Here is an 18,764-nt window from a genome sequence, read left to right on the forward strand (position 1 = left end):
TCCGAATCGGACTGCAGCGACGAAAGCCATCTCTGAGGGGCGAGGGATCGGGATCCGCGGCGCGAGCGGATCCCGATCCGCGGCGCGAGCGTCAGAGATGGAAAGCGCTGCTGCCGACGTACCGGCAGCGGCGTTTTCCATCCCCGATGTGAACGACCGTCGGGTCGGAGATGGATTTCGTCGCTCCCAGGCGCGCCGGAGCGGCGAAACCCATCTCTGAGGCATGAGCGAATCGGGATCCGCGACGCGAGAGGGCGCGGCCGGTCACGCGCGAGAGGGCGCGGCCGGTCATCAGAGATGGAAAGCGCTGCTGCCGACGTACCGGCGGCGGCGTTTTCCATCCCCGGTGTGAACGACCGTCGCGCCGGAGATGGATTTCGTCGCTCCCAGGCACGCCGGAGCGCCGAAAGCCATCTTTGAGGCGCAAGCGGATCGGGATCCGCGACGCGAGCGGACCCGCGGCGCGAGCGTCAGAGATGGAAAGCGCTGCTGCGGACGTGCCAGCGGCGGCGTTTTCCATCTCCGACGTGAACGCCCGTCGCGTCGGAGATGGGTTTCGTTGCTCCGAATCGGACTGCAGCGACGAAAGCCATCTCTGAGGGGCGAGGGATCGGGATCCGCGACGTGAGCGGATCGGGGATCCGCGGCGCGAGCAGATCGGGATCCGCGACGCGAGCGCGATCGGGATCCGCGGTGCGAGGCGGATCGGATCCGCGGGGCGAGCGTCAGCTCTGGCCGTTGATCCGCTCCGCCTCCTTGGCGGCGACGATCTTGCGCAGACCGGAGCTGGAGAAGCGGTGATCCCGGGTGTTGAAGTACAGCTCGATCCCGGCCTCCTCGCAGTACGCGCGGCCGGTGAAGTCGCGGTCCTCGTACTCGTCGCCCACGATGCGGACGTCGAGCTTGAACGAGCGCAGGATGTCCTCGAGGTCCTGCTCGGTCGAGTACGGCACGATCTCGTCGACGTACTGGCAGCCACGCAGCTGGATGTAGCGCTCGACCACGGTCTGCGTGGGAGCGTTCTTCTCGGGCCGGTCCAGAGTCGGGTCCATCTGCAGGCCGCAGATCAGGTAGTCGCACTGGCGCTTGGCCTCGGCGAGCATCATGATGTGCCCCGCGTGCAGCAGGTCGAAGGTCGAGAACGTGATCCCGACACGAGGCCCCGGGTTGTAGTCCTGGTGCTTCTTCACGCCATCCATCGGCGCCCCCTCTCGTCGGCGCTTGCACTCTATCGGATCAGCCTCGGCGAGCCTGAGTGACCGCGGAGCGCGGGAGGACCGCCCCGTTCAGCGCTGCGGCGCGGCGGTGCTCTCCCGGATCGTGAGCGCGGGCGTCGTGCCGCGCCGGGCGGGCAGCGGCTCGGCGGCGTCGATCCGCTCCAGCAGGAACGCCGCGGCCTGCTCGCCGAGGGCGAAGGTGTCACGGGTGAGGCAGGTGATCGAGGGGTGCACGAGCCCCGTCACGACCGAATCGTCGAACGAGGCGATCGACAGCGCCGCCGGCACGGCGACACCCATCTCCTGCGCGACGCGGAGCCCCGCGATCGCCATCACGTCGTTGTCGTAGACGATCGCACTCGGACGGTCGGTGCGGCTCAGCAGCGTGCGAGTGGCGGCGGTGGCCGCGGCCGGCGAGAAGTCGGTGACGAGGGTCTCGCCCGCCACGTCGCGGCGGGAGAGCGCGGCGAGCACCTCGGCGCGGATCCGGGTGTGCTGGAACTCGGCGGGCCCGGAGACGTAGGCGATCTCGCGGTGGCCGAGCGCGGCGAGGTAGTCGAACAGGGCGTGCGCGGCGGCCTCGTCGTCGAGCCAGATCGCGGGCGGATCGCCGGCCGAGTCGCCGCTGCCGATCACGACGGCCGGCAGCGGGAGCGCGGGCAGCAGGGCGAGGCGGGGATCGTCGTCGCGCGGGTCGATCACGATCACGCCGTCGACCTGGTTCGCGCTGCGCCAGCGCCGGTAGGTCGCCATCTCCTCCTCGATCGAGGAGACCACCACGAGCTGCAGTGCGATGCCGTGCTGGGCGAGGGCGGACTGCACGCCCGCGATGAGATCGGTGAAGAACGCCTCGGTGCCGAGGGTGCGGGCGGGGCGGTTGACCGCGAAGCCGACCACGCCGGCGCGGGATCCGACCAGCGCCCGGGCCGCCGAGCTGGGTTGCCACTGGTGTGCCTCGGCGATGTCGAGGATCCGCTGCCGGGTCTGCTCGCTGACGCCGGGCCGCCCGTTCAGGGCGAACGAGACCGCGCCGGGCGAGACGCCGGCGAGGCGCGCGATATCGGCGATGGTGGTGCGCTTCGCCTGTGACATAGACTCACCGTACTATCTCGTACTAGATCGTTTTAGTAATCTCTGCCCGTGTCATCCCTGCGGGCTCCCCTTATCCTGGCATCGCGAAGGAGCGCCCGTGCACGAAGAGACCTCACTCACCGTCGGCCGGGTGAAGCGCGTGCTCACCGAGCGCGTGCGCCCCGCGATCCATTCCGCGCGGATCCCGCTCTCCATCGCCGTCCACGCGCTGCCCGGCGAGCCGATCCCGGCCGCCGAGGGCCTCGCCCTCGAGTACGCGCCGTTCCACGCCGGCGAGCAGTGGGGACCGGCGTGGGGCACGACCTGGTTCCGGATCCGCGGCACCGTGCCCGCGGAATGGGCCGGCCGCCGCGTCGAGGCCCTGATCGACCTCGGTTTCGACGTCAACATGACCGGCTTCCAGTGCGAGGCCCTGGCGTACCGCCCCGACGGGACGCCGGTGAAGAGCCTCAACCCGCGCAACCAGTGGCTGCCGGTGACCGAGCGCGCCGAGGGCGAGGAGGACGTCGAGCTCTATCTCGAGGGCGCGTCCAACCCGGTCCTGCTCGACTACCACCCCTTCCTGCCGACGCAGGAGGGCGACATCCTCACCTCCTCCCCCGAGCCGCTGTACCGGGTGCGGCACATGGACCTGGCCGTCTTCGAGCCCGAGGTGTTCGAACTGTCGCTCGACCTCGAGGTGCTCCTCGAGCTGCAGGCCGAGCTGCCGGAGACCGGCCCGCGGCGCATGCGGATCCTGCAGGCGCTGGACGACGCCCTCGACGTGCTCGACCTGCAGCGCATCGTCGCCACCGCCGGCGATGCCCGCGCCCGGCTCGCCGACGTGCTCGCCGCGCCGGCCGACGCGAGCGCCCACCGCATCGCCGCGGTCGGCCACGCGCACATCGACTCCGCCTGGCTGTGGCCCGTGCGCGAGACGATCCGCAAGGTCGCCCGCACCACCTCGTCGATGACCACCCTGCTCGAGGAGCAGCCGCAGTTCCGCTACGGCATGTCCAGCGCGCAGCAGTACGCGTGGATGAAGGAGCACCGCCCCGAGGTCTACACCCGAATCAATGCCGCGGTCGCCGCGGGCCGGTTCCTTCCGCTCGGCGGCATGTGGGTCGAGTCCGACACGGTCATGCCGACGGGCGAGTCGCTCGTGCGGCAGTTCTCGTACGGGCAGCGCTTCTTCGAGCAGGAGTTCGGGATCCGCTCGAAGGGCGTCTGGCTGCCGGACAGCTTCGGCTACTCCCCCGCCCTGCCGCAGCTCATGCGCCGGGCCGGCTTCGAGTGGTTCTTCACGCAGAAGATCTCCTGGAACCAGCGCAACGTCTTCCCGCACCACACGTTCGACTGGGAGGGCATCGACGGATCCCGGATCTTCACGCACTTCCCGCCGATGGACACCTACAACTCGCAGCTGAGCGGGATGGAGGTCGCCAAGGCGTCGCGGCAGTTCAAGGAGAACCGCCGGGCGACGATGTCGATCGCGCCGGTCGGCTGGGGCGACGGCGGCGGCGGCACGACCCGCGAGATGACGGGCAAGGCCTCGCGGCTCGCGTCGCTGGAGGGATCCGCACAGGTCGAGTGGATCCACCCCGACGAGTTCTTCGACGCCGCGAAGGCCGAGCTGCCGGATCCGGCCGTCTGGGTCGGCGAGCTCTACCTCGAGCTGCACCGCGGCACGCTCACCAGCCAGCACGCCACGAAGGCCACGCACCGCCGCGCCGAGCAGGCGCTCATCGAGGCCGAGCTGTGGGCGTCGACAGCGGCCGTGCGCCTCGGCGCGGCCTACCCGCACGACGAGCTGGACGCGCTGTGGCAGCAGGTGCTGCTGCACGAGTTCCACGACATCCTTCCCGGAACGTCGATCGCCTGGGTGCACCGCGAAGCCGTGGCCGTGCTGTCCCAGGTCGTCGAGGCCGCCTCCGCGATCGCGTCGGTCGCCCGTGCCGCGCTGGCCGGATCCGGGGATCGCGACATCGTCTTCCGTCCGGTGCACACCCCGGTCGGGGGTGCGGGCGCGCTCGGCGCCGCCGCCGCGGGGTCGTCGAGCGAGGACGGCGCAGCCGCCGCGGGGTCGTCGAGCGAGGACGGCGCAGCCGACCGAGACGAAACGCGCGTCACCCTGACGGACGAGGACGGCGGCTTCCGCCTCACGAACGACCTCGTCACGATCCTCGTCTCCGCCGACGGTCTCATCGTCTCGGCGGTCGACCTCGCCACCGGCCGCGAGGCGATCCCGGCGGGGAAACCGGCGAACCTGTTCCAGCTGCACCAGGACTTCCCGAACATGTGGGACGCGTGGGACATCGACGGGTACTACCGCAACCGGGTGGACGACCTCGTCGACGTCTCCTCGATCGCCGCGTCGCTCGTCGACGGTCGCGCCGAGGTCGTCGTGGAGCGCTCGTTCTCCCAGTCGCAGCTGCGGCAGACGATCACGCTCGAGCCCGGATCCCGCACCCTTCTGCTGCGCAACCGGATCGACTGGAACGAGGCCGAGAAGCTGCTCAAGCTCGCGTTCCCGCTCGACGTGTTCGCCCGGGAGACGGTGGCGGAGACGCAGTTCGGCTTCCAGCGCCGGGTGACCCACGTGAACACGAGCTGGGAAGCGGCGAAGTTCGAGACCTCGATGCACCGGTTCGTGCTGGCGGCGGAGGACGACGGCTTCGGCGTCGCGCTCGTGAACGACTCGGTCTACGGCTACGACACCGGCCGCGAGTCCTCGGGCGACGAGGCCACGACGACCGTCCGGTTGTCACTGCTGCGCGCCCCGCGGTTCCCGGATCCGGACACCGACCACGGCGTGCACGAGATCACGGTCGGCCTCGTGGTCGGCGCCGATGCGGCGATCGCAACCGCCGAGGGCCAGAAGCTGAACGCGCCGGCGACCGTCGTCCGCGGCGACCACGGCGTCGAGCCGCTCGTCGCGATCGGCGGCGACGGCATCGTGATCTCGGCGGTCAAGCTCGCCGACGACCGCTCGGGCGACGTGATCGTGCGCGTGTACGAGGCGCTCGGCCGCCGCGCGACCGGCACCCTGTCGGTCGGGTTCGCGCACGCCGGGATCCGCGAGGTCTCGCTCATCGAGGACGAGCTGGCGGATCCGCGCACCGGCGGCGCGCTCTCGCTGCGTCCCTTCGAGGTGCGGACGCTGCGGATCGTCCGGGCCTGATCTCCGAGGGATCACTCGGCTCTTTCGGAAAGCGAAGGAATCCTTCTTCTTTCACCCACGGATCCCCGAAAGAGCAGCGGGTCGTGCCTGAGACTGGGAAGCAAGCCCCCCGCCCACGCATCAGGAAGCTCCTCATGGACCGCAACGACACGACCGATCTCTTCGACAGCGACGCCACTCTTCACTTCGGCCGCCCGTACTGGTTCGACAAGCACCCCTCGCAGGCCGAGGGCGAGGACTTCTGAGCGAGACCCCCATACGGCATCCGCGCCCCTCCTGATCCACGTCGATCAGGAGGGGCGCGGCGTTAAGGGGGGTCGGCATTAGGGGTGCGGGCGCTCAGCGGAGTCACCCACCCCCGCTCACTGGTCGCGAATCGTCGCCAAACCCCGCAAATGAGGGCGTGTCGCGACCAGCGAGCAGAGGTGGAGGAGGGGATCCGCGTGGCGGAAGGCGAAACTCAGGCCAGGATGCGCGTGAACGCGTCGCGGCTGATGCCGCGTTCGACGATCAGCGCCGCCCACTCCCGGGCGCTGTGCAGGCTGTGGTCGCGGTAGTTGCCGCACTCCACGGCGGAGACGCCGGGCACATCGCTCCACTCGGCCTTCTCGGCGATGAAGCGCAGGCTGTCGGTGATCGCGTCGACGAGCACGGACACCTCGGGGCGGCCCCACATGATGAGGTGGAAGCCGGTGCGGCAGCCGAACGGCGAGATGTCGATGACGCCGTCGACGCGGTCGCGCAGCAGCGACGCGAGCAGGTGCTCGATCGTGTGCAGGCCGGCGGTGGGGATCTCGCCCTCGTTCGGCTGCACGAGGCGCACGTCGAAGTTCGAGATCTCGTCGCCGCGCGGGCCCTTCTCGACGCCGATCAGGCGCACATAGGGCGCCTTCACGGCGGTGTGATCCAGGGTGAAGCTCTCGACCTCGGCCATGACGGATCTCCTTCGGGTGGCGTTGCGGGGATGCCGGGCCAGGATCCGGCCCGGATCCGAGGCTACTCGGCGCTCCCCCGGCGGTGGGCCTCCCGACGCAACACGATGACGGATCCGGATCCACTCGCGCGGCAGAGATGGATTTCGCCGCCGGCCACGGCCTCTGAGCAGTGGAATCCATCTCCGGTGCCACGGCGGCGACGCCCGGAGATGGATTTCGCCGGCCCCGCTGCGCTGGAGGGAGCGGAATCCATCTCTGCCGGATCGCCTCCCCGGCCCCGTCGGGGCTCAGCCCTCGCGGAGCCCGGCGAAGAAGGCGCGGATGTCGCCGGCGAGCACATCGGGTCGCTCGAGGGCGGCGAAGTGACCGCCCTCGTCGAAGCGGCTCCAGTGCACGATGTCGTCGTTGTCGCGCTCGGCGAAGACGCGGATCGTCTGGAAGTCGTCCTTGAAGACGGAGACGCCGGTGGGCGCGTGATTGACCCGCGGCTCCGCCGGGGCCTGCGCGTTCTCGAAGTAGCTGCGGCTCATGCCGGCGGCGGCGTTCGCGAACCAGTTCACGCTGACCTCGAGCAGGATCTTCTCGAGCGGCACGAGCGAGGTGCCGTTGCCGAAGCTGTTGAACAGCTCGCTGTAGGCGAGCAGTCCGATCGGGGAGTCGCTGAGGCCGACCGCCACGGTCTGCGGGCGTGAGGCGTTCATCGTGTTGTAGCCGCCGACCGACTGGAACCACTGCATGTGCTCGAGTCCGGCGTAGTCGGCCGGCTCGAGGCGCTCGAACTCGCTCGGGTCGCCCGAGGGGAACGAGAACAGCTGCAGCACGTGCAGGCCGAGGAAGCCCTCCGGGTTCAGCAGGCCGAGCTCGCGGGCGACCATCGCGCCGTTGTCGGAGCCGTGCACGCCGTAGGAGCCGTAGCCGAGGCCGCGCATGAGCCGGTCGTAGGCCCGGGCGACGCGGGGCATGGTCCACCCCGCCTCGGTCACCGGCTGGGAGAAGCCGTAGCCGGGGGCGTCGGGGATGACGACGTCGAAGGCGTCCTCGGCGCGACCGCCGTGCGCGACCGGGTCGACGAGGCGGTCGATGACGTCGAGGTAGTCGACCGAGGATCCGGGGTAGGTGTGTGCGAGCAGCAGCGGCGTCGCGCCCTCGTGGCGGGAGCGGACGTGGATGAAGTGGATGTCCTGCCCGTCGATCTCGGCGACGAAGTGCGGGTACGCGTTGATCCGGTCCTCGGCCGCGCGCCAGTCGAACGCGCGCCAGGCCTCGATCGCCTCGCGCAGGTAGTCGTTCGGGGTGCCTGTGGTCCAGTCGTCGGCCGGCGCCGGCTGCGGCAGGCGGGTGCGGGCGAGGCGGTCCTGCAGGTCGGCGAGCTCGGCGTCGCTGACCGAGACGGTGAACGGGCGTGTGGCGAGTGCTGCGGTGGTGTTCATGTGTTCCACGGTAGGAGGCCATTAGGCTGGATTCGTTCCTAATGAGTGAACTTCTTCGAGGATCCGATGGCCAGTCCCTCCGCCCGCCTGCTCACCCTGCTCTCCCTCCTGCAGACGGGCTCCGGTCGCACCGGCGCCGAACTCGCCGCCCGGCTCGAGGTGAGCCCGCGGACCGTGCGCGCCGACATCGAGCGGCTCCGCGATCTGGGCTACCCGGTGGACGCCGTGCGCGGATCCGTCGGCGGATACCGGCTCGGATCCGGCGGCCAGCTGCCGCCGCTGCTGCTCGACGACGAGGAGGCGGTCGCGGTGACGGTCGGCCTGCAGATGGCCGCCGGGGTGACCGGGATCGAGGAGTCCGGGTCGCGTGCCCTCGCGAAGATCGAGCAGGTGCTGCCGTCGCATCTGCGCCCGCTCGTCGACGCGCTCGGCTCGACGATCGACCGGGGCGAGGAGAACATCGGCACCGACGCCCCGGACCCCGAGGTGGATCCGGCGGTGCTGGCCGCCGTAGCCGCCGCGATCCGCGATGCGGAGTGGCTGCGCTTCGACTACCAGGACGGTCCCGTGCTCGTCGAGCCGTACCGCCTGCTCAGCTGGCAGCGGCGCTGGCACCTCGTCGCGCGGGATCCCGTCGACGGGGAGTGGGGCACCTACCGGGTGGACTGGATGTCGCTGCGCATGCCGACCCGCCGCCGGTTCGATCCGCAGCCCTTGCCCGGCGGCGACTACACGGCGTTCGCGATGCGCACGATCGCGGCGAGCGGCTGGGCCGTGCACGCCCGGCTGCGGATCGACGCGCCGGCCCAGGCCGTGCTGGACCGGATCAACCCGACCGTGGGTGTCGTCGAGCCGATCGACGCCGAGCACAGCGTGCTCGTGACCGGCGCCGACAGCCTCGACACCGTGGCCGCCTACATCGGCATGCTGATGATGGACTTCACGGTCGAGTCCCCGCCCGAGCTGATCCCCCGGCTCCGGCTGCTCTCCGAGAGGTACGCCCGCGCGGTCGCCGGATCCTGAGCCGCGTCGCGTCTCCGCGCCGCGAGTCGACGGATCGGCGGGGCTCCGGGGCTCCGGGCCGGGGGGGCTCCGGGCCGGCGGGGCGGCGGGACTCCGGGCTGGCGGGGCTCCGGGCCGGCGGGCCGCGCGCGGGAGATGGAATTCGCTGCTCCGACCTGTCGCGGCGCAGCGTTTTCCATCTCCGCCCAAGAGAGCCCTGGGCTCAGAGATGGAAATCGCTGCCGCGCGACCGGCGGGAGCAGCGGAATCCATCTCCGACCGAAGGGGGCGAAGGATCCGGCCGGCGGGCGAAGGATCCTGCCAGCGGCGAAGGATCCGGCCAGCGGGCGAAGGATCCGGCCGCAGGCCCAGGTCCCGGCCGCGTCGGATCAGCTCCGCCCGTACCGCGCGACGATCTCGTCGGTCAGCGGGGGCCAGATCCGCTTGTGCTCCTCGCCGAACGGGACGCCGGAGAGGAAGGCCGCCGCGAGGTCGCGCGAGCGGTCGATGAACAGGAAGCTGCCCAGCGCGCCGAACTGGCCCGCCGTCTCGGGCGGGAAGGCGTCGCTCAGCCAGTGCGGCGACTTCACACCCTTGAGCTCGAACCCCAGGCCCCACTGATTGTCGGCGTACGAGCCGTAGCCGGGCACGAGGCCGCGCAGCCCGGGGTGGGACACGGTGAGCGCGCGGTCGCGCAGCGCCACGGGGATCAGGGTCGGGCGCAGCACCTCGCGGCCGAAGAGGAGCAGATCCTCGATCGAGGCGCTCGCCCCCGCCGACGGCCGGCCCGTGACGTCGGTCCGCTCCATGCCGAGCGGCAGGGTGACCTCGCGCAGCATCCAGTCGGCGAAGTCCATGCCGACGGCGTCGGCGACATGCGCGGCCAGCGCGTCGAACCCGGCGTTCGAGTAGATCCGCCGCTCCCCCGGCGCCCTCTGCGGCTCGGACCCCTCCATCGGCAGCCCGCTGGTGTGGTCGAGCAGGTCGAGCACGGTCGCACCCGCGGGGCCCGCCGGCTCGTCCAGATCCACCAGCCCCCGGTCCACCGCGACGAGCACGCCCCAGGCGGTGAGCGGCTTCGTCACGGACGCGAGTGGAAGCACGGCCTGCGGATCCCCCTGCACCGCCCGTGTCCCGTCGGGGCCGGTCACTCCCACCAGGGCCGGGTGCGGGAAGCCGTCGGTCGCGGTGAAGGTCGTCGTGTCCACCGAGTCATCGTCCCACGCGCGAGGCACCGCATCCGGCCCGGGTGTCACACTTCCGGCCCCGGCGGTGTCTTCATGTCGAGGGCGCGAGAACCGCGCCGACGGAGGAGAGATCATGACGAACCAGACCAGGGTCCCCGCGACCGCGGTGACCGGACTGTACGGCGGGATCGTGAAGTTCGCGACGAAGAAGATGTTCGGCCGGGTGCCCGAGTCGATCGGGGTGCTGTGGCACCACCGCCCGGTGTTCACCGACATGATGGGATTCGGCCGCAAGGCCGAGAAGTGGCACGAGCTCGATCAGGGCCTCTCGACACTCGCCGCGATGGCGTCCGCCGCGACGGTCGGCTGCAGCTTCTGCCTTGACCTGCACTACTTCCTGGCCCGCGACCACGGGCTCGACGAGGACAAGGCCCGCGAGGTGCCGATCTGGCGCGAGTCGACGAGGTTCACGCCGTTGGAGCGCCGAGTGATGGAGTACGCCGAGGCCATGAGCCAGACCCCGCCGGCCGTCACCGACGAGCTGTCCGACGAACTGCTCGCCGCGATCGGCGCCCCGGCGCTGCTGGAGCTGGCGGCGAAGGTCGGCTTCCTCAACGCGACCGCCCGGATGAACATCGCGCTCGGCATCCACTCCGACGGGTTCGCCGACGCGTGCGGACTGGCCCCGCTGGCCACCGCGGCCCCGGCCGGCGTAGCGTCGCAGGCATGAGCGAGGCGATGGGTGCGGTGTCCGAGGACCCGTTCACGACCCACCGCGGGCTGCTGTTCACGGTGGCGTACGAGATCCTCGGCTCCGCCGCCGACGCCGAGGACGTCCTGCAGGAGTCCTGGCTGCGCTGGGCTTCGGCGGACCGCGGCGACGTACACGACCCGCGCGCCTATCTGGTCCGGATCGTCACGCGACAGGCGCTCAACCTGCTCCGGGCCTCGTCCCGACGGCGCGAGGAGTACGTCGGGCCGTGGCTGCCCGAGCCGCTGCTGACCACCCCGGACGTCGCCGACGACGTGGTGCTGGCCGAGAGCGTGTCCGTCGCGATGCTGACCGTGCTCGAGACGCTCGGCCCGACCGAGCGCGCGGTGTTCGTGCTGCGCGAGGTGTTCGATGTGCCCTTCGACGAGATCGCCGACGCGGTCGGGAAGGCGCCGGCGACGGTGCGGCAGATCGCGCATCGCGCCCGCGACCACGTCGCCGCGCGGCGTCCCCGCGTCGCGGTGGACTCCTCCGAGCACGACCGCGTCGTGCGCCGCTTCATCGCCGCCCTCGAGTCGGGCGACGTGCAGGCGCTCATGGACGTACTCGCGCCCGACGTGGTGTCGGTCACCGACAGCGGCGGCCTCGTCTCCGGCGCCGCCCGGCGTCCGCTGTTCGGCGCGGAGAAGGTCGTGGCGTTCCTGCGCGGCAGCCTCGCGAAGCTCGACACGACGTTCGAGATCGCGCCGATCCGGGTCAACGGCCTGCTCGGCGCGCGCATCGTGATCGGCGGCGAGCTGCTCGCCGCGGTGAGCTTCACGGTCGAGGGCGGTCGCATCTCGCGCGTCTTCTCGGTCGCGAACCCGCACAAGCTCTCCGGCATCGGATCCGAGGCTCCGCTCGCCCGCTGAACTCCGACGGATGCCGGATCCCGCCGCTCGAAGGATGCTGCCGCTCGAAGGATCCCGCCGCTCGAAGATGGAAAGTGCGTCTGTGCGCCCGCGCGCAGGAGCGAAAGTCATCTTCGACGGCGAGATCGACGGCCGCAGAGAGGGAAAACGCCGCTCGCGGCATCGCCGGAGCAGCGTTTTCCATCTCTGTCGTCAGCCCCAGACGGGCCGAGGCGGATCGTCAGCCCCAGAGGGGCCGAGGCGGATCGTCGGATCAGGCTCCGCGGAGGCGCTCCGACAGGTAGGCGTCGAGCTCGGCGAGGGGCACGCGCTCCTGCGCCATGGTGTCGCGGTCGCGCACGGTCACGGCGTCGTCCTCGAGCGAGTCGAAGTCGACCGTGACGCAGAACGGGGTGCCGATCTCGTCCTGCCGGCGGTAGCGGCGGCCGATCGCGCCGGCGTCGTCGAAGTCGATCGCCCAGTGCCCGCGGAGGGTGTCCGCGACCGAGCGCGCGAGCGGGGAGAGCCGCTCGTTGCGCGAGAGCGGCAGCACGGCGACCTTGACCGGGGCGAGGCGCGGGTCGAGCTTCAGGACGGTGCGCACGTCGGATCCGCCCTTGGCGTTGGGCACCTCCTCCTCGACGTAGGCGTCCACGAGGAATGCCATCATCGAGCGGGTCAGGCCGAACGACGGCTCGATCACGTACGGGATGTACTTCTCGCCGGACGCCTGGTCGAAGAAGTTCAGCGACGAGCCGGACGCCTCGCTGTGGCTGTGCAGGTCGTAGTCGGTGCGGTTGGCGACGCCCATGAGCTCGCCCCACTCCTTGCCCGGGAAGCCGAAGCGGTACTCCACGTCGATCGTGCCGGCGGAGTAGTGCGCGCGCTCGTCCTCGGGGACGTCGAAGCGCTTCATGTTGGCGGGGTCGATCCCGAGGTCGACGAACCAGTCCCAGCACTCCTCGACCCAGTGCTCGAACCACTCCTGTGCGTCGGCCGGCGGCACGAAGTACTCGATCTCCATCTGCTCGAACTCGCGGGTGCGGAAGATGAAGTTGCCGGGGGTGATCTCGTTGCGGAACGCCTTGCCGACCTGGCCGATGCCGAACGGCGGCTTCTTGCGGCTCGCGGTGAGCACGTTCGAGAAGTTCACGAAGATGCCCTGCGCGGTCTCGGGGCGCAGGTAGTGCAGGCCGGACTCGTCGTCGACGACGCCGAGGTAGGTCTTCACGAGGCCGGAGAACGCCTTCGGCTCGGTGTACTCGCCCTTGGTGCCGCAGTTCGGGCAGGGCACGTCGGCGAGGCCGTTCTCGGCCTTGCGGCCCTTGCGCGCCTCGAAGTCCTCGAGCAGGTTGTCGGCGCGGAACCGCTTGTGGCACTGCAGGCACTCGACGAGCGGATCCGTGAAGGTCGCGACGTGGCCGGACGCCTCCCACACGCGCTTGGGCAGGATGATCGACGAGTCGAGTCCGACCATGTCGCCGCGGCCGCGCACGAAGGTCTGCCACCACTGCCGGCGGATGTTCTCCTTGAGCTCGGTGCCGAGGGGGCCGTAGTCCCAGGCCGAGCGGGAACCGCCGTAGATCTCACCCGCTTGGAAGACGAACCCGCGGTGGCGGGCGAGGGCGATGACCTTGTCGAGGCGGGACTGTTCGGCCACGGTGGCTCCAATGGTCGCGATGATGCGGGGAGAATGCGCGGAAAGAGCGCGGTCCAATCCTATCGGCGCGGCTCCGGGCCCGTGGATCGGGGCTCCCCTGCCGGGGCCGCCCGTCCGTGCGCGACCCGGCACGGGCGTACGGTCGAAGCATGAGCACCACACAGCAGGCCGAGCACACCGGCGATCACGACACGCGCTTCTTCGGGCAACCCTGGGCGCTCGCGCACGTGTTCGGCGTCGAGATGTGGGAGCGTTTCAGCTTCTACGGCATGCAGGGCATCCTGCTCATCTACCTGTACTACTCGGCGACGGAGGGCGGTCTCGGCCTGCCCAAGGCGGTCGCCGGCGGGATCGTCGGCGCGTACGGCGGATCCGTGTACCTGTCCACGATCCTCGGCGCCTGGATCGCCGACCGGATGCTCGGATCCGAGCGGGTGCTGTTCTTCAGTGCGATCGTCATCATGGCGGGACACATCTCCCTCGCGCTGCTGCCCGGCATCGCCGGGGTCGGCGTGGGCCTCGTGCTCATCGCGATCGGATCCGGCGGGCTGAAGGCGAACGCGACCTCGGTCGTCGGCACGCTCTACTCCGCCGACGATCCGCGGCGCGACGGCGGCTTCTCGCTGTTCTACCTCGGCATCAACCTCGGCGCCTTCTTCGGCCCGATCCTGACGGGGCTGCTGCAGAGCAGCATCGGCTTCCACTTCGGGTTCGGCCTGGCCGCGATCGGCATGGCGGCGGGCCTGCTGCAGTACTCGTTCGGGCGCCGCGCGCTGCCCGCCGAGTCGCACCGCATCGTGAACCCGCTGCCGCGCGGCCGCTACCCGCTCGTCGGGATCGTCGCGGGCGCCGCGATCCTGGTCATCGTGGTCCTCGTGCTGGCCGGCGTGATCCGCGCCGACAACCTGTCCACCATCGTGATCCTCGCGGCGCTGGTCGCGACGATCGCCTACTTCGCGGTGATCCTCTCCAGCCGCAGGATCACTGCGACCGAGCGCTCCCGGGTGTGGGGCTTCCTGCCGCTGTTCATCACGAGCGTCGCGTTCTGGTCGCTGTACCAGCAGCAGTTCACGGTCCTCACCGTCTACTCCGACACGCGCCTGGACCGGAACCTGTTCGGCTGGGAGATGCCGGTCTCGTGGGTGCAGTCGATCAACCCCGTGTTCATCATCGTGCTGTCGGGCGTGTTCGCCGCGATCTGGACGAAGCTCGGAGACCGCCAGCCGTCCACGCCGGTGAAGTTCGCGTTCGGCGCGATCATCATGGGCGTCGCATTCCTGCTGTTCCTGCCGTTCGCAGGCGGGGCCGCGAACTCGACGCCGCTGCTCGCCATCGTCGGGATCCTGCTCGTCTTCACGGTCGCGGAGCTGCTGCTGTCGCCGATCGGGCTGTCGGCGGCGACGAAGCTCGCCCCGACCGCGTTCCACACGCAGATGGTGGCGCTGTTCTTCCTGTCGATCTCGCTCGGCACGGCGATCTCGGGCTGGCTCGTGCAGTTCTACAACCCGAAGAACGAGGTGCCGTACTTCTCGATCCTCGGGGGGATCGCGATCCTCGTCGGGATCGGGCTGCTGCTGTCGGTGCGGCCGGTGATGGCCCTCATGAAGGGCGTGCGCTGACGATCAGCGGGTGAAGGTGCGGCCGTCCGGGTCACCGGGGCCGGCCGGGCGCAGCCGCGGCGGGATCGGCCAGTCCAGCCGGTACCGCCGGGTCGGCGGGCGCTGCATGTCGCCGAAGTCGTCGACCTTGACCACGATGCGGCCGTCGCCCTCGGGGACGACCTCGACGATCTGGACGCGGAGCAGCCCGTCGGACTCGCCCTCGAGGATCCACGGGTCGGCCAGCCAGCGGATCCCGTACTCCTCGAGCACCGCCTCCGCATCGAGCCAGTCGATCCCGCCGGTGACCTCGCGGCCCAGCACGTCGACGGCGAGCCAGTCGTCGCCCTCGGGCCGGATCCAGCCGAGCAGCTCGCCGTCGTCCCGGCGGTGCGGCGTCCAGTCTGCGGGGATCATGCGCCGAGCCTAGCCGGGCGGAGGCCCGCCGGCCCGCCCGCGGCCCGGACCCGGCCCGGACCCGCCGGCCCGCCCCCGGCCCGCGGCTCGGACCCAGCCCGGACCCGGCCCGGCCGCCCGGCCCGCCGCCCGCCGCCCGACCGCCGGAGATGGAAAGCGCTGCCGCGCCGTCCCCCGGAGCGGCGAAACCCATCTCTGTCCCGGGCCGGCCACGTCACGGAGATGGAAAACGCCGCCCGCAGAGGCCTGCAAGCGGCGAAATCCATCTCCGGGCGAACGGCCGACGAGGCGTCCGCCGGTCGCGACTCACCAGATCGTGACGCGCTCCTCCGGGGCCAGCCACAACTTGTCCGTCTCCGTCACGCCGAACGCGTCGTAGAACGCGCCGATGTTGCGCAGGATCTGGTTGCAGCGGAACTCGTTCGGGGAGTGCGGGTCGATCGTGAGCAGGCGGATCGTCTCGGCCTCACGGCTCTTCTGCTGCCACACCTGGCCCCAGGACAGCAGCAGGCGCTGCACGCCGGTGAGCTCGTCGATCTCGGGTGCCGCGTCACCCGCCAGCGCGATCTCGTACGCCTTCAGCGCGATGCCGAGTCCGCCGAGGTCGCCGATGTTCTCGCCGATCGTGAGGGCGCCGTTGACGTGGTGCTCGCCGTCCAGCCCCTCCGGCACGAGCGCGTCGTACTGCGCGATGAGGGATCCGGTGCGCTCCTCGAACGCCGCGCGGTCCTCGTCGGTCCACCAGTCCTGCAGCTTGCCGTCGCCGTCGTAGCGGCTGCCCTGATCGTCGAAGCCGTGCCCGATCTCGTGACCGATGACGGATCCGATCCCGCCGTAGTTGGCCGCCGCGTCGCGGTCGGCGTCGAAGAAGGGGTACTGCAGGATCGCCGCGGGGAACACGATCTCGTTCATGAGCGGGTTGTAGTACGCGTTGACCGTCTGCGGCGACATGAACCACTCGTCGCGGTCGATCGGCTTGCCGACCTTGCCGAGCTGGCGGTCGTGCTCGAAGAGCGCGGCGCGGCCGGCGTTGCCGACGAGGTCGTCCTCCTCGATCGCCACGGTCGAGTAGTCGCGCCAGGTCTTCGGGTGGCCGATCTTCGGCGTGAAGGTGGCGAGCTTGGCCAGTGCGCGCTCGCGGGTCTCCGGGCTCATCCACTCGAGAGTGCCGATCGACTGCCGGTACGCCTCGAGCAGGTTGGCGATGAGCGCGTCCATCGCGGCCTTCGCGGCCGGCGGGTAGTGCCGTTCGACGTAGACCTTGCCGACCGCGTCGCCGAGGGATCCCTCGACGAGCGAGACGCCGCGCTTCCAGCGCTCCCGGATCGTGGGGACGCCGGTGAGCTCGGTGCCGTAGAACGAGAAGTTCTCCTGCACGATGTCGTCGGTGAGGTACGCGGCGAGACCGTGCACGACCTTCGCGCGCAGCCACGCCTTCCAGTCGTCCAGGCGGTCGGCGACGAGCAGGGATCCGAGCCCCTCGAAGAAGCTCGGCTGGTACACGACGGCCTCCGCGAAAGCCGCGGCGCCGGCCGGACCGGCCACGGCGTCGCGCCACGGCGCGAGGTCGACGCCGACGAGCGTCTGGAACTCGTCCCAGGTCTTCAGGTTGTACGTCTTGACGGCGTCGCGGCTGGCCACGTTGTCCCAGTGGTGGCCGGCGATATCGTGCTCGAGCGCGAACGCGCGGTCGGCCTGGTCTGCGGCGTCGGCCACTCCGGCCAGCGTGAGGATCCGCTCCAGGTGAGCGCGGTACGCCGCGCGCGTGCCCTCGAAGTTCTCCAGGCGGTAGTAGCTCTCGTCCGGCAGGGAGAGTCCCGCCTGCACGACGAACGGGACGTACCGCTCGGGGTCGCCCGGATCCGGCTCCACGAACACGCCGATCAGCGCCGCGATCCCCTGCCGGTCGAAGGAGCCGATCGTCGCCACGAACTCGGCTATGGATCCGATCGCGTCGACCGCGGCGAGCGGCCCGGCGAGCGGCGCGGTGCCCAGCGCGGCGATGCGCTCGGTGTCCATGAAGCTCGCGAACAGGTCGCCGATCTTGCGGGCCTCGGTGCCGGGCTCGGCCGTCTGCGCCTCTTCGATGATGGCGCGGACGTCCTTCTCGGCCTGGTCGGCGAGAAGGTGGAAGGACCCCCAGCGCGCCTTGTCGGCGGGGATCTCGGTGGTCGTGAGGAACGTGTGGTTGACATGCCGGTACAGGTCGTCCTGCGGCCGGATCGCGGAGTCGAACTCGCCGATGGCGAGGCCGGAGGGGAGAACGTCGGTCATGCGATCAGCCTATGCGGCCGGGACGACATTCCGAGGGCCCGATCGCGGCCCCGGCGGGTCAGGCCTCCAGGAGCGCCTTCGCCTTGTCGAGCGCGGCCATCTCGCCGTCCATGTTCTTCTGCACGGGCCCGCCCATGAACAGCTTCTTCAGGCCGGTCACCTCGGCGGAGAGGTCGAACGTGACCTGCGTGCCCCCCGGCGTCTCCTCGAACGTGTAGCTGCCGACCGGGCGCACGGGGCCGGCGATGGCGGCGAACGCGTAGCGGGTCGGCGCGGTGTACTCGGTGATCCGGATGTCGGCGTCGATCGACCGGCCACCCGGCCCCGCGATCACCTGATGCACGGTTGCACCCACCCCGGGTGCGCCCTGCGCCTGGATCTCCTTGACGCCGCCGCGCCATTTCCTGTCGTTGGCGGGGTCGGTGAAGAACGCGAAGACGGTTTCCACGGGGGCGGCGATCTCGATCGTCCGGGATGCGATGGGCATGAACCGATTATCCCGCGTGGACGGGGCCGGGAGAAGACCCGCGGCACGCGAACCTCAGCCGGCGATCAGCACCCCGATCAGGGCCCCGACGAGCATCGACGGACCGAACGGGAGGGATCCGCGCAGCGTGGTCCTGCGCGCCGCGATCATGACGACCGCGACGACGCCGCCGCAGACGAACGCCGAGAGCAGTCCGAACAGCCAGGGCTCGAGACCGAACCACCCGAGGAGGAGCCCGAGCGGTGCCGCGAGCTTGACGTCGCCCATCCCCATCGACCGCGGTGAGATGAGCGCGAGGATCAGATACAGCGCGAACATCACGGCGGCACCGACCAGCGCGCCGAGCAGGCGCGACCACTCGCCGGTGAGGGCGGCGGCGAGCACGAGCGCGACGGCCAGGGCGCCGAGCATCGTCGCGATCGTGGTGTTGGGCAGGCGCTTCTCGAGCACGTCGACCACCCCGAGCACCACGGCCACGGCGGCGAAGGCGAGGGCGGCGGGCAGGGCCGGCGCGTCGGATCCGTCGGCCAGACGCCATACGAGCAGGGCGAACGACGCCGCCGTCGCCGCGGCGGACGCGATGCGGGCGGCCCGGCCGACGGTCGATGTCTTCACCGAACGGGCGGCCCAGACGTGCAGCGGCCACCATCCGAGAGCGGCGCCGACCACGGCGCCGGCGAGCGCGAGCAGGGGCAGCGGCATG

General features: G+C 70.8%; 15 protein-coding genes. 5 read left to right on the top strand and 10 right to left on the bottom strand.

Going from position 1 to position 18,764, the window contains the following annotated elements; genetic code table 11:
- Positions 1 to 725: 725 nt before the first annotated feature.
- Positions 726 to 1,199 (bottom strand): adenylyltransferase/cytidyltransferase family protein, encoded by a 474-nt coding sequence (locus RBR11_RS05590; RefSeq protein ID WP_308488330.1) that lies wholly within the window; start codon positions 1,197 to 1,199, stop codon positions 726 to 728.
- Positions 1,200 to 1,286: 87 nt separating this feature from the next.
- The gene (locus tag RBR11_RS05595; RefSeq protein WP_308488331.1) at positions 1,287 to 2,309 is read right to left on the bottom strand and encodes a LacI family DNA-binding transcriptional regulator; all 1,023 of its coding nucleotides are present in this window, start codon (positions 2,307 to 2,309) and stop codon (positions 1,287 to 1,289) included.
- A gap of 97 nt (positions 2,310 to 2,406) precedes the next feature.
- Here RBR11_RS05595 and RBR11_RS05600 point away from each other — a divergent pair, with 97 nt between their 5' ends.
- On the top strand, positions 2,407 to 5,469 hold the full coding sequence (locus RBR11_RS05600) for an alpha-mannosidase (protein ID WP_308488332.1): 3,063 nt from the start codon (positions 2,407 to 2,409) through the stop codon (positions 5,467 to 5,469).
- Positions 5,470 to 5,929: 460 nt separating this feature from the next.
- On the opposite strand, the gene RBR11_RS05605 is transcribed toward RBR11_RS05600, so the two are convergent.
- On the bottom strand, positions 5,930 to 6,403 hold the full coding sequence (locus RBR11_RS05605; RefSeq protein ID WP_308488333.1) for an S-ribosylhomocysteine lyase: 474 nt from the start codon (positions 6,401 to 6,403) through the stop codon (positions 5,930 to 5,932).
- Positions 6,404 to 6,691: 288 nt separating this feature from the next.
- Positions 6,692 to 7,834 (bottom strand): epoxide hydrolase family protein, encoded by a 1,143-nt coding sequence (locus tag RBR11_RS05610; RefSeq protein ID WP_308488334.1) that lies wholly within the window; start codon positions 7,832 to 7,834, stop codon positions 6,692 to 6,694.
- Between the two features lie 66 nt (positions 7,835 to 7,900).
- On the opposite strand from RBR11_RS05610, the gene RBR11_RS05615 reads away from it, so the two are divergent.
- Positions 7,901 to 8,857, top strand: coding sequence for a helix-turn-helix transcriptional regulator (locus RBR11_RS05615; RefSeq protein ID WP_308488335.1), 957 nt, complete (start codon positions 7,901 to 7,903; stop codon positions 8,855 to 8,857).
- 368 nt (positions 8,858 to 9,225) lie between these two features.
- On the opposite strand, the gene RBR11_RS05620 is transcribed toward RBR11_RS05615, so the two are convergent.
- Positions 9,226 to 10,044: a serine hydrolase domain-containing protein gene (locus RBR11_RS05620; protein ID WP_308488336.1), complete on the bottom strand. Its 819-nt coding sequence runs from the start codon at positions 10,042 to 10,044 to the stop codon at positions 9,226 to 9,228.
- A gap of 112 nt (positions 10,045 to 10,156) precedes the next feature.
- On the opposite strand from RBR11_RS05620, the gene RBR11_RS05625 reads away from it, so the two are divergent.
- Positions 10,157 to 10,753, top strand: coding sequence for a carboxymuconolactone decarboxylase family protein (locus RBR11_RS05625; RefSeq protein ID WP_308488337.1), 597 nt, complete (start codon positions 10,157 to 10,159; stop codon positions 10,751 to 10,753).
- Positions 10,750 to 11,646 (top strand): RNA polymerase sigma-70 factor, encoded by an 897-nt coding sequence (locus RBR11_RS05630; protein WP_308488338.1) that lies wholly within the window; start codon positions 10,750 to 10,752, stop codon positions 11,644 to 11,646. Before RBR11_RS05625 ends, RBR11_RS05630 begins: the two co-directional genes overlap by 4 nt.
- Positions 11,647 to 11,899: 253 nt before the next feature.
- Here RBR11_RS05630 and RBR11_RS05635 read toward each other — a convergent pair whose 3' ends face one another.
- Positions 11,900 to 13,285, bottom strand: a complete 1,386-nt coding sequence (locus RBR11_RS05635; protein WP_308488339.1) for a glycine--tRNA ligase — start codon at positions 13,283 to 13,285, stop codon at positions 11,900 to 11,902.
- A gap of 149 nt (positions 13,286 to 13,434) precedes the next feature.
- Between RBR11_RS05635 and RBR11_RS05640 the strand changes: the two genes are divergently transcribed.
- Positions 13,435 to 14,904: a peptide MFS transporter gene (locus RBR11_RS05640; RefSeq protein WP_308488340.1), complete on the top strand. Its 1,470-nt coding sequence runs from the start codon at positions 13,435 to 13,437 to the stop codon at positions 14,902 to 14,904.
- Between the two features lie 3 nt (positions 14,905 to 14,907).
- On the opposite strand, the gene RBR11_RS05645 is transcribed toward RBR11_RS05640, so the two are convergent.
- The 4 genes from RBR11_RS05645 to RBR11_RS05660 form a co-directional block, all read right to left on the bottom strand.
- Entirely contained in the window at positions 14,908 to 15,300 is a 393-nt protein-coding gene (locus RBR11_RS05645; RefSeq protein ID WP_308488341.1) for a hypothetical protein, read from the bottom strand.
- A 306-nt stretch (positions 15,301 to 15,606) separates the two neighbouring features.
- Positions 15,607 to 17,574: a M13 family metallopeptidase gene (locus RBR11_RS05650; RefSeq protein ID WP_308488342.1), complete on the bottom strand. Its 1,968-nt coding sequence runs from the start codon at positions 17,572 to 17,574 to the stop codon at positions 15,607 to 15,609.
- Positions 17,575 to 17,632: 58 nt separating this feature from the next.
- Positions 17,633 to 18,061: an SRPBCC family protein gene (locus RBR11_RS05655; protein ID WP_308488343.1), complete on the bottom strand. Its 429-nt coding sequence runs from the start codon at positions 18,059 to 18,061 to the stop codon at positions 17,633 to 17,635.
- Positions 18,062 to 18,115: 54 nt separating this feature from the next.
- Complete coding sequence (locus RBR11_RS05660) at positions 18,116 to 18,763, bottom strand: prepilin peptidase (RefSeq protein WP_308488344.1); 648 nt, start codon at positions 18,761 to 18,763, stop codon at positions 18,116 to 18,118.
- Between the last annotated feature and the right edge of the window lies 1 nt (position 18,764).

Source organism: Microbacterium capsulatum (genome assembly GCF_030865425.1).
In the GTDB taxonomy this organism is placed as follows: Bacteria; Actinomycetota; Actinomycetes; order Actinomycetales; family Microbacteriaceae; genus Microbacterium; species Microbacterium capsulatum.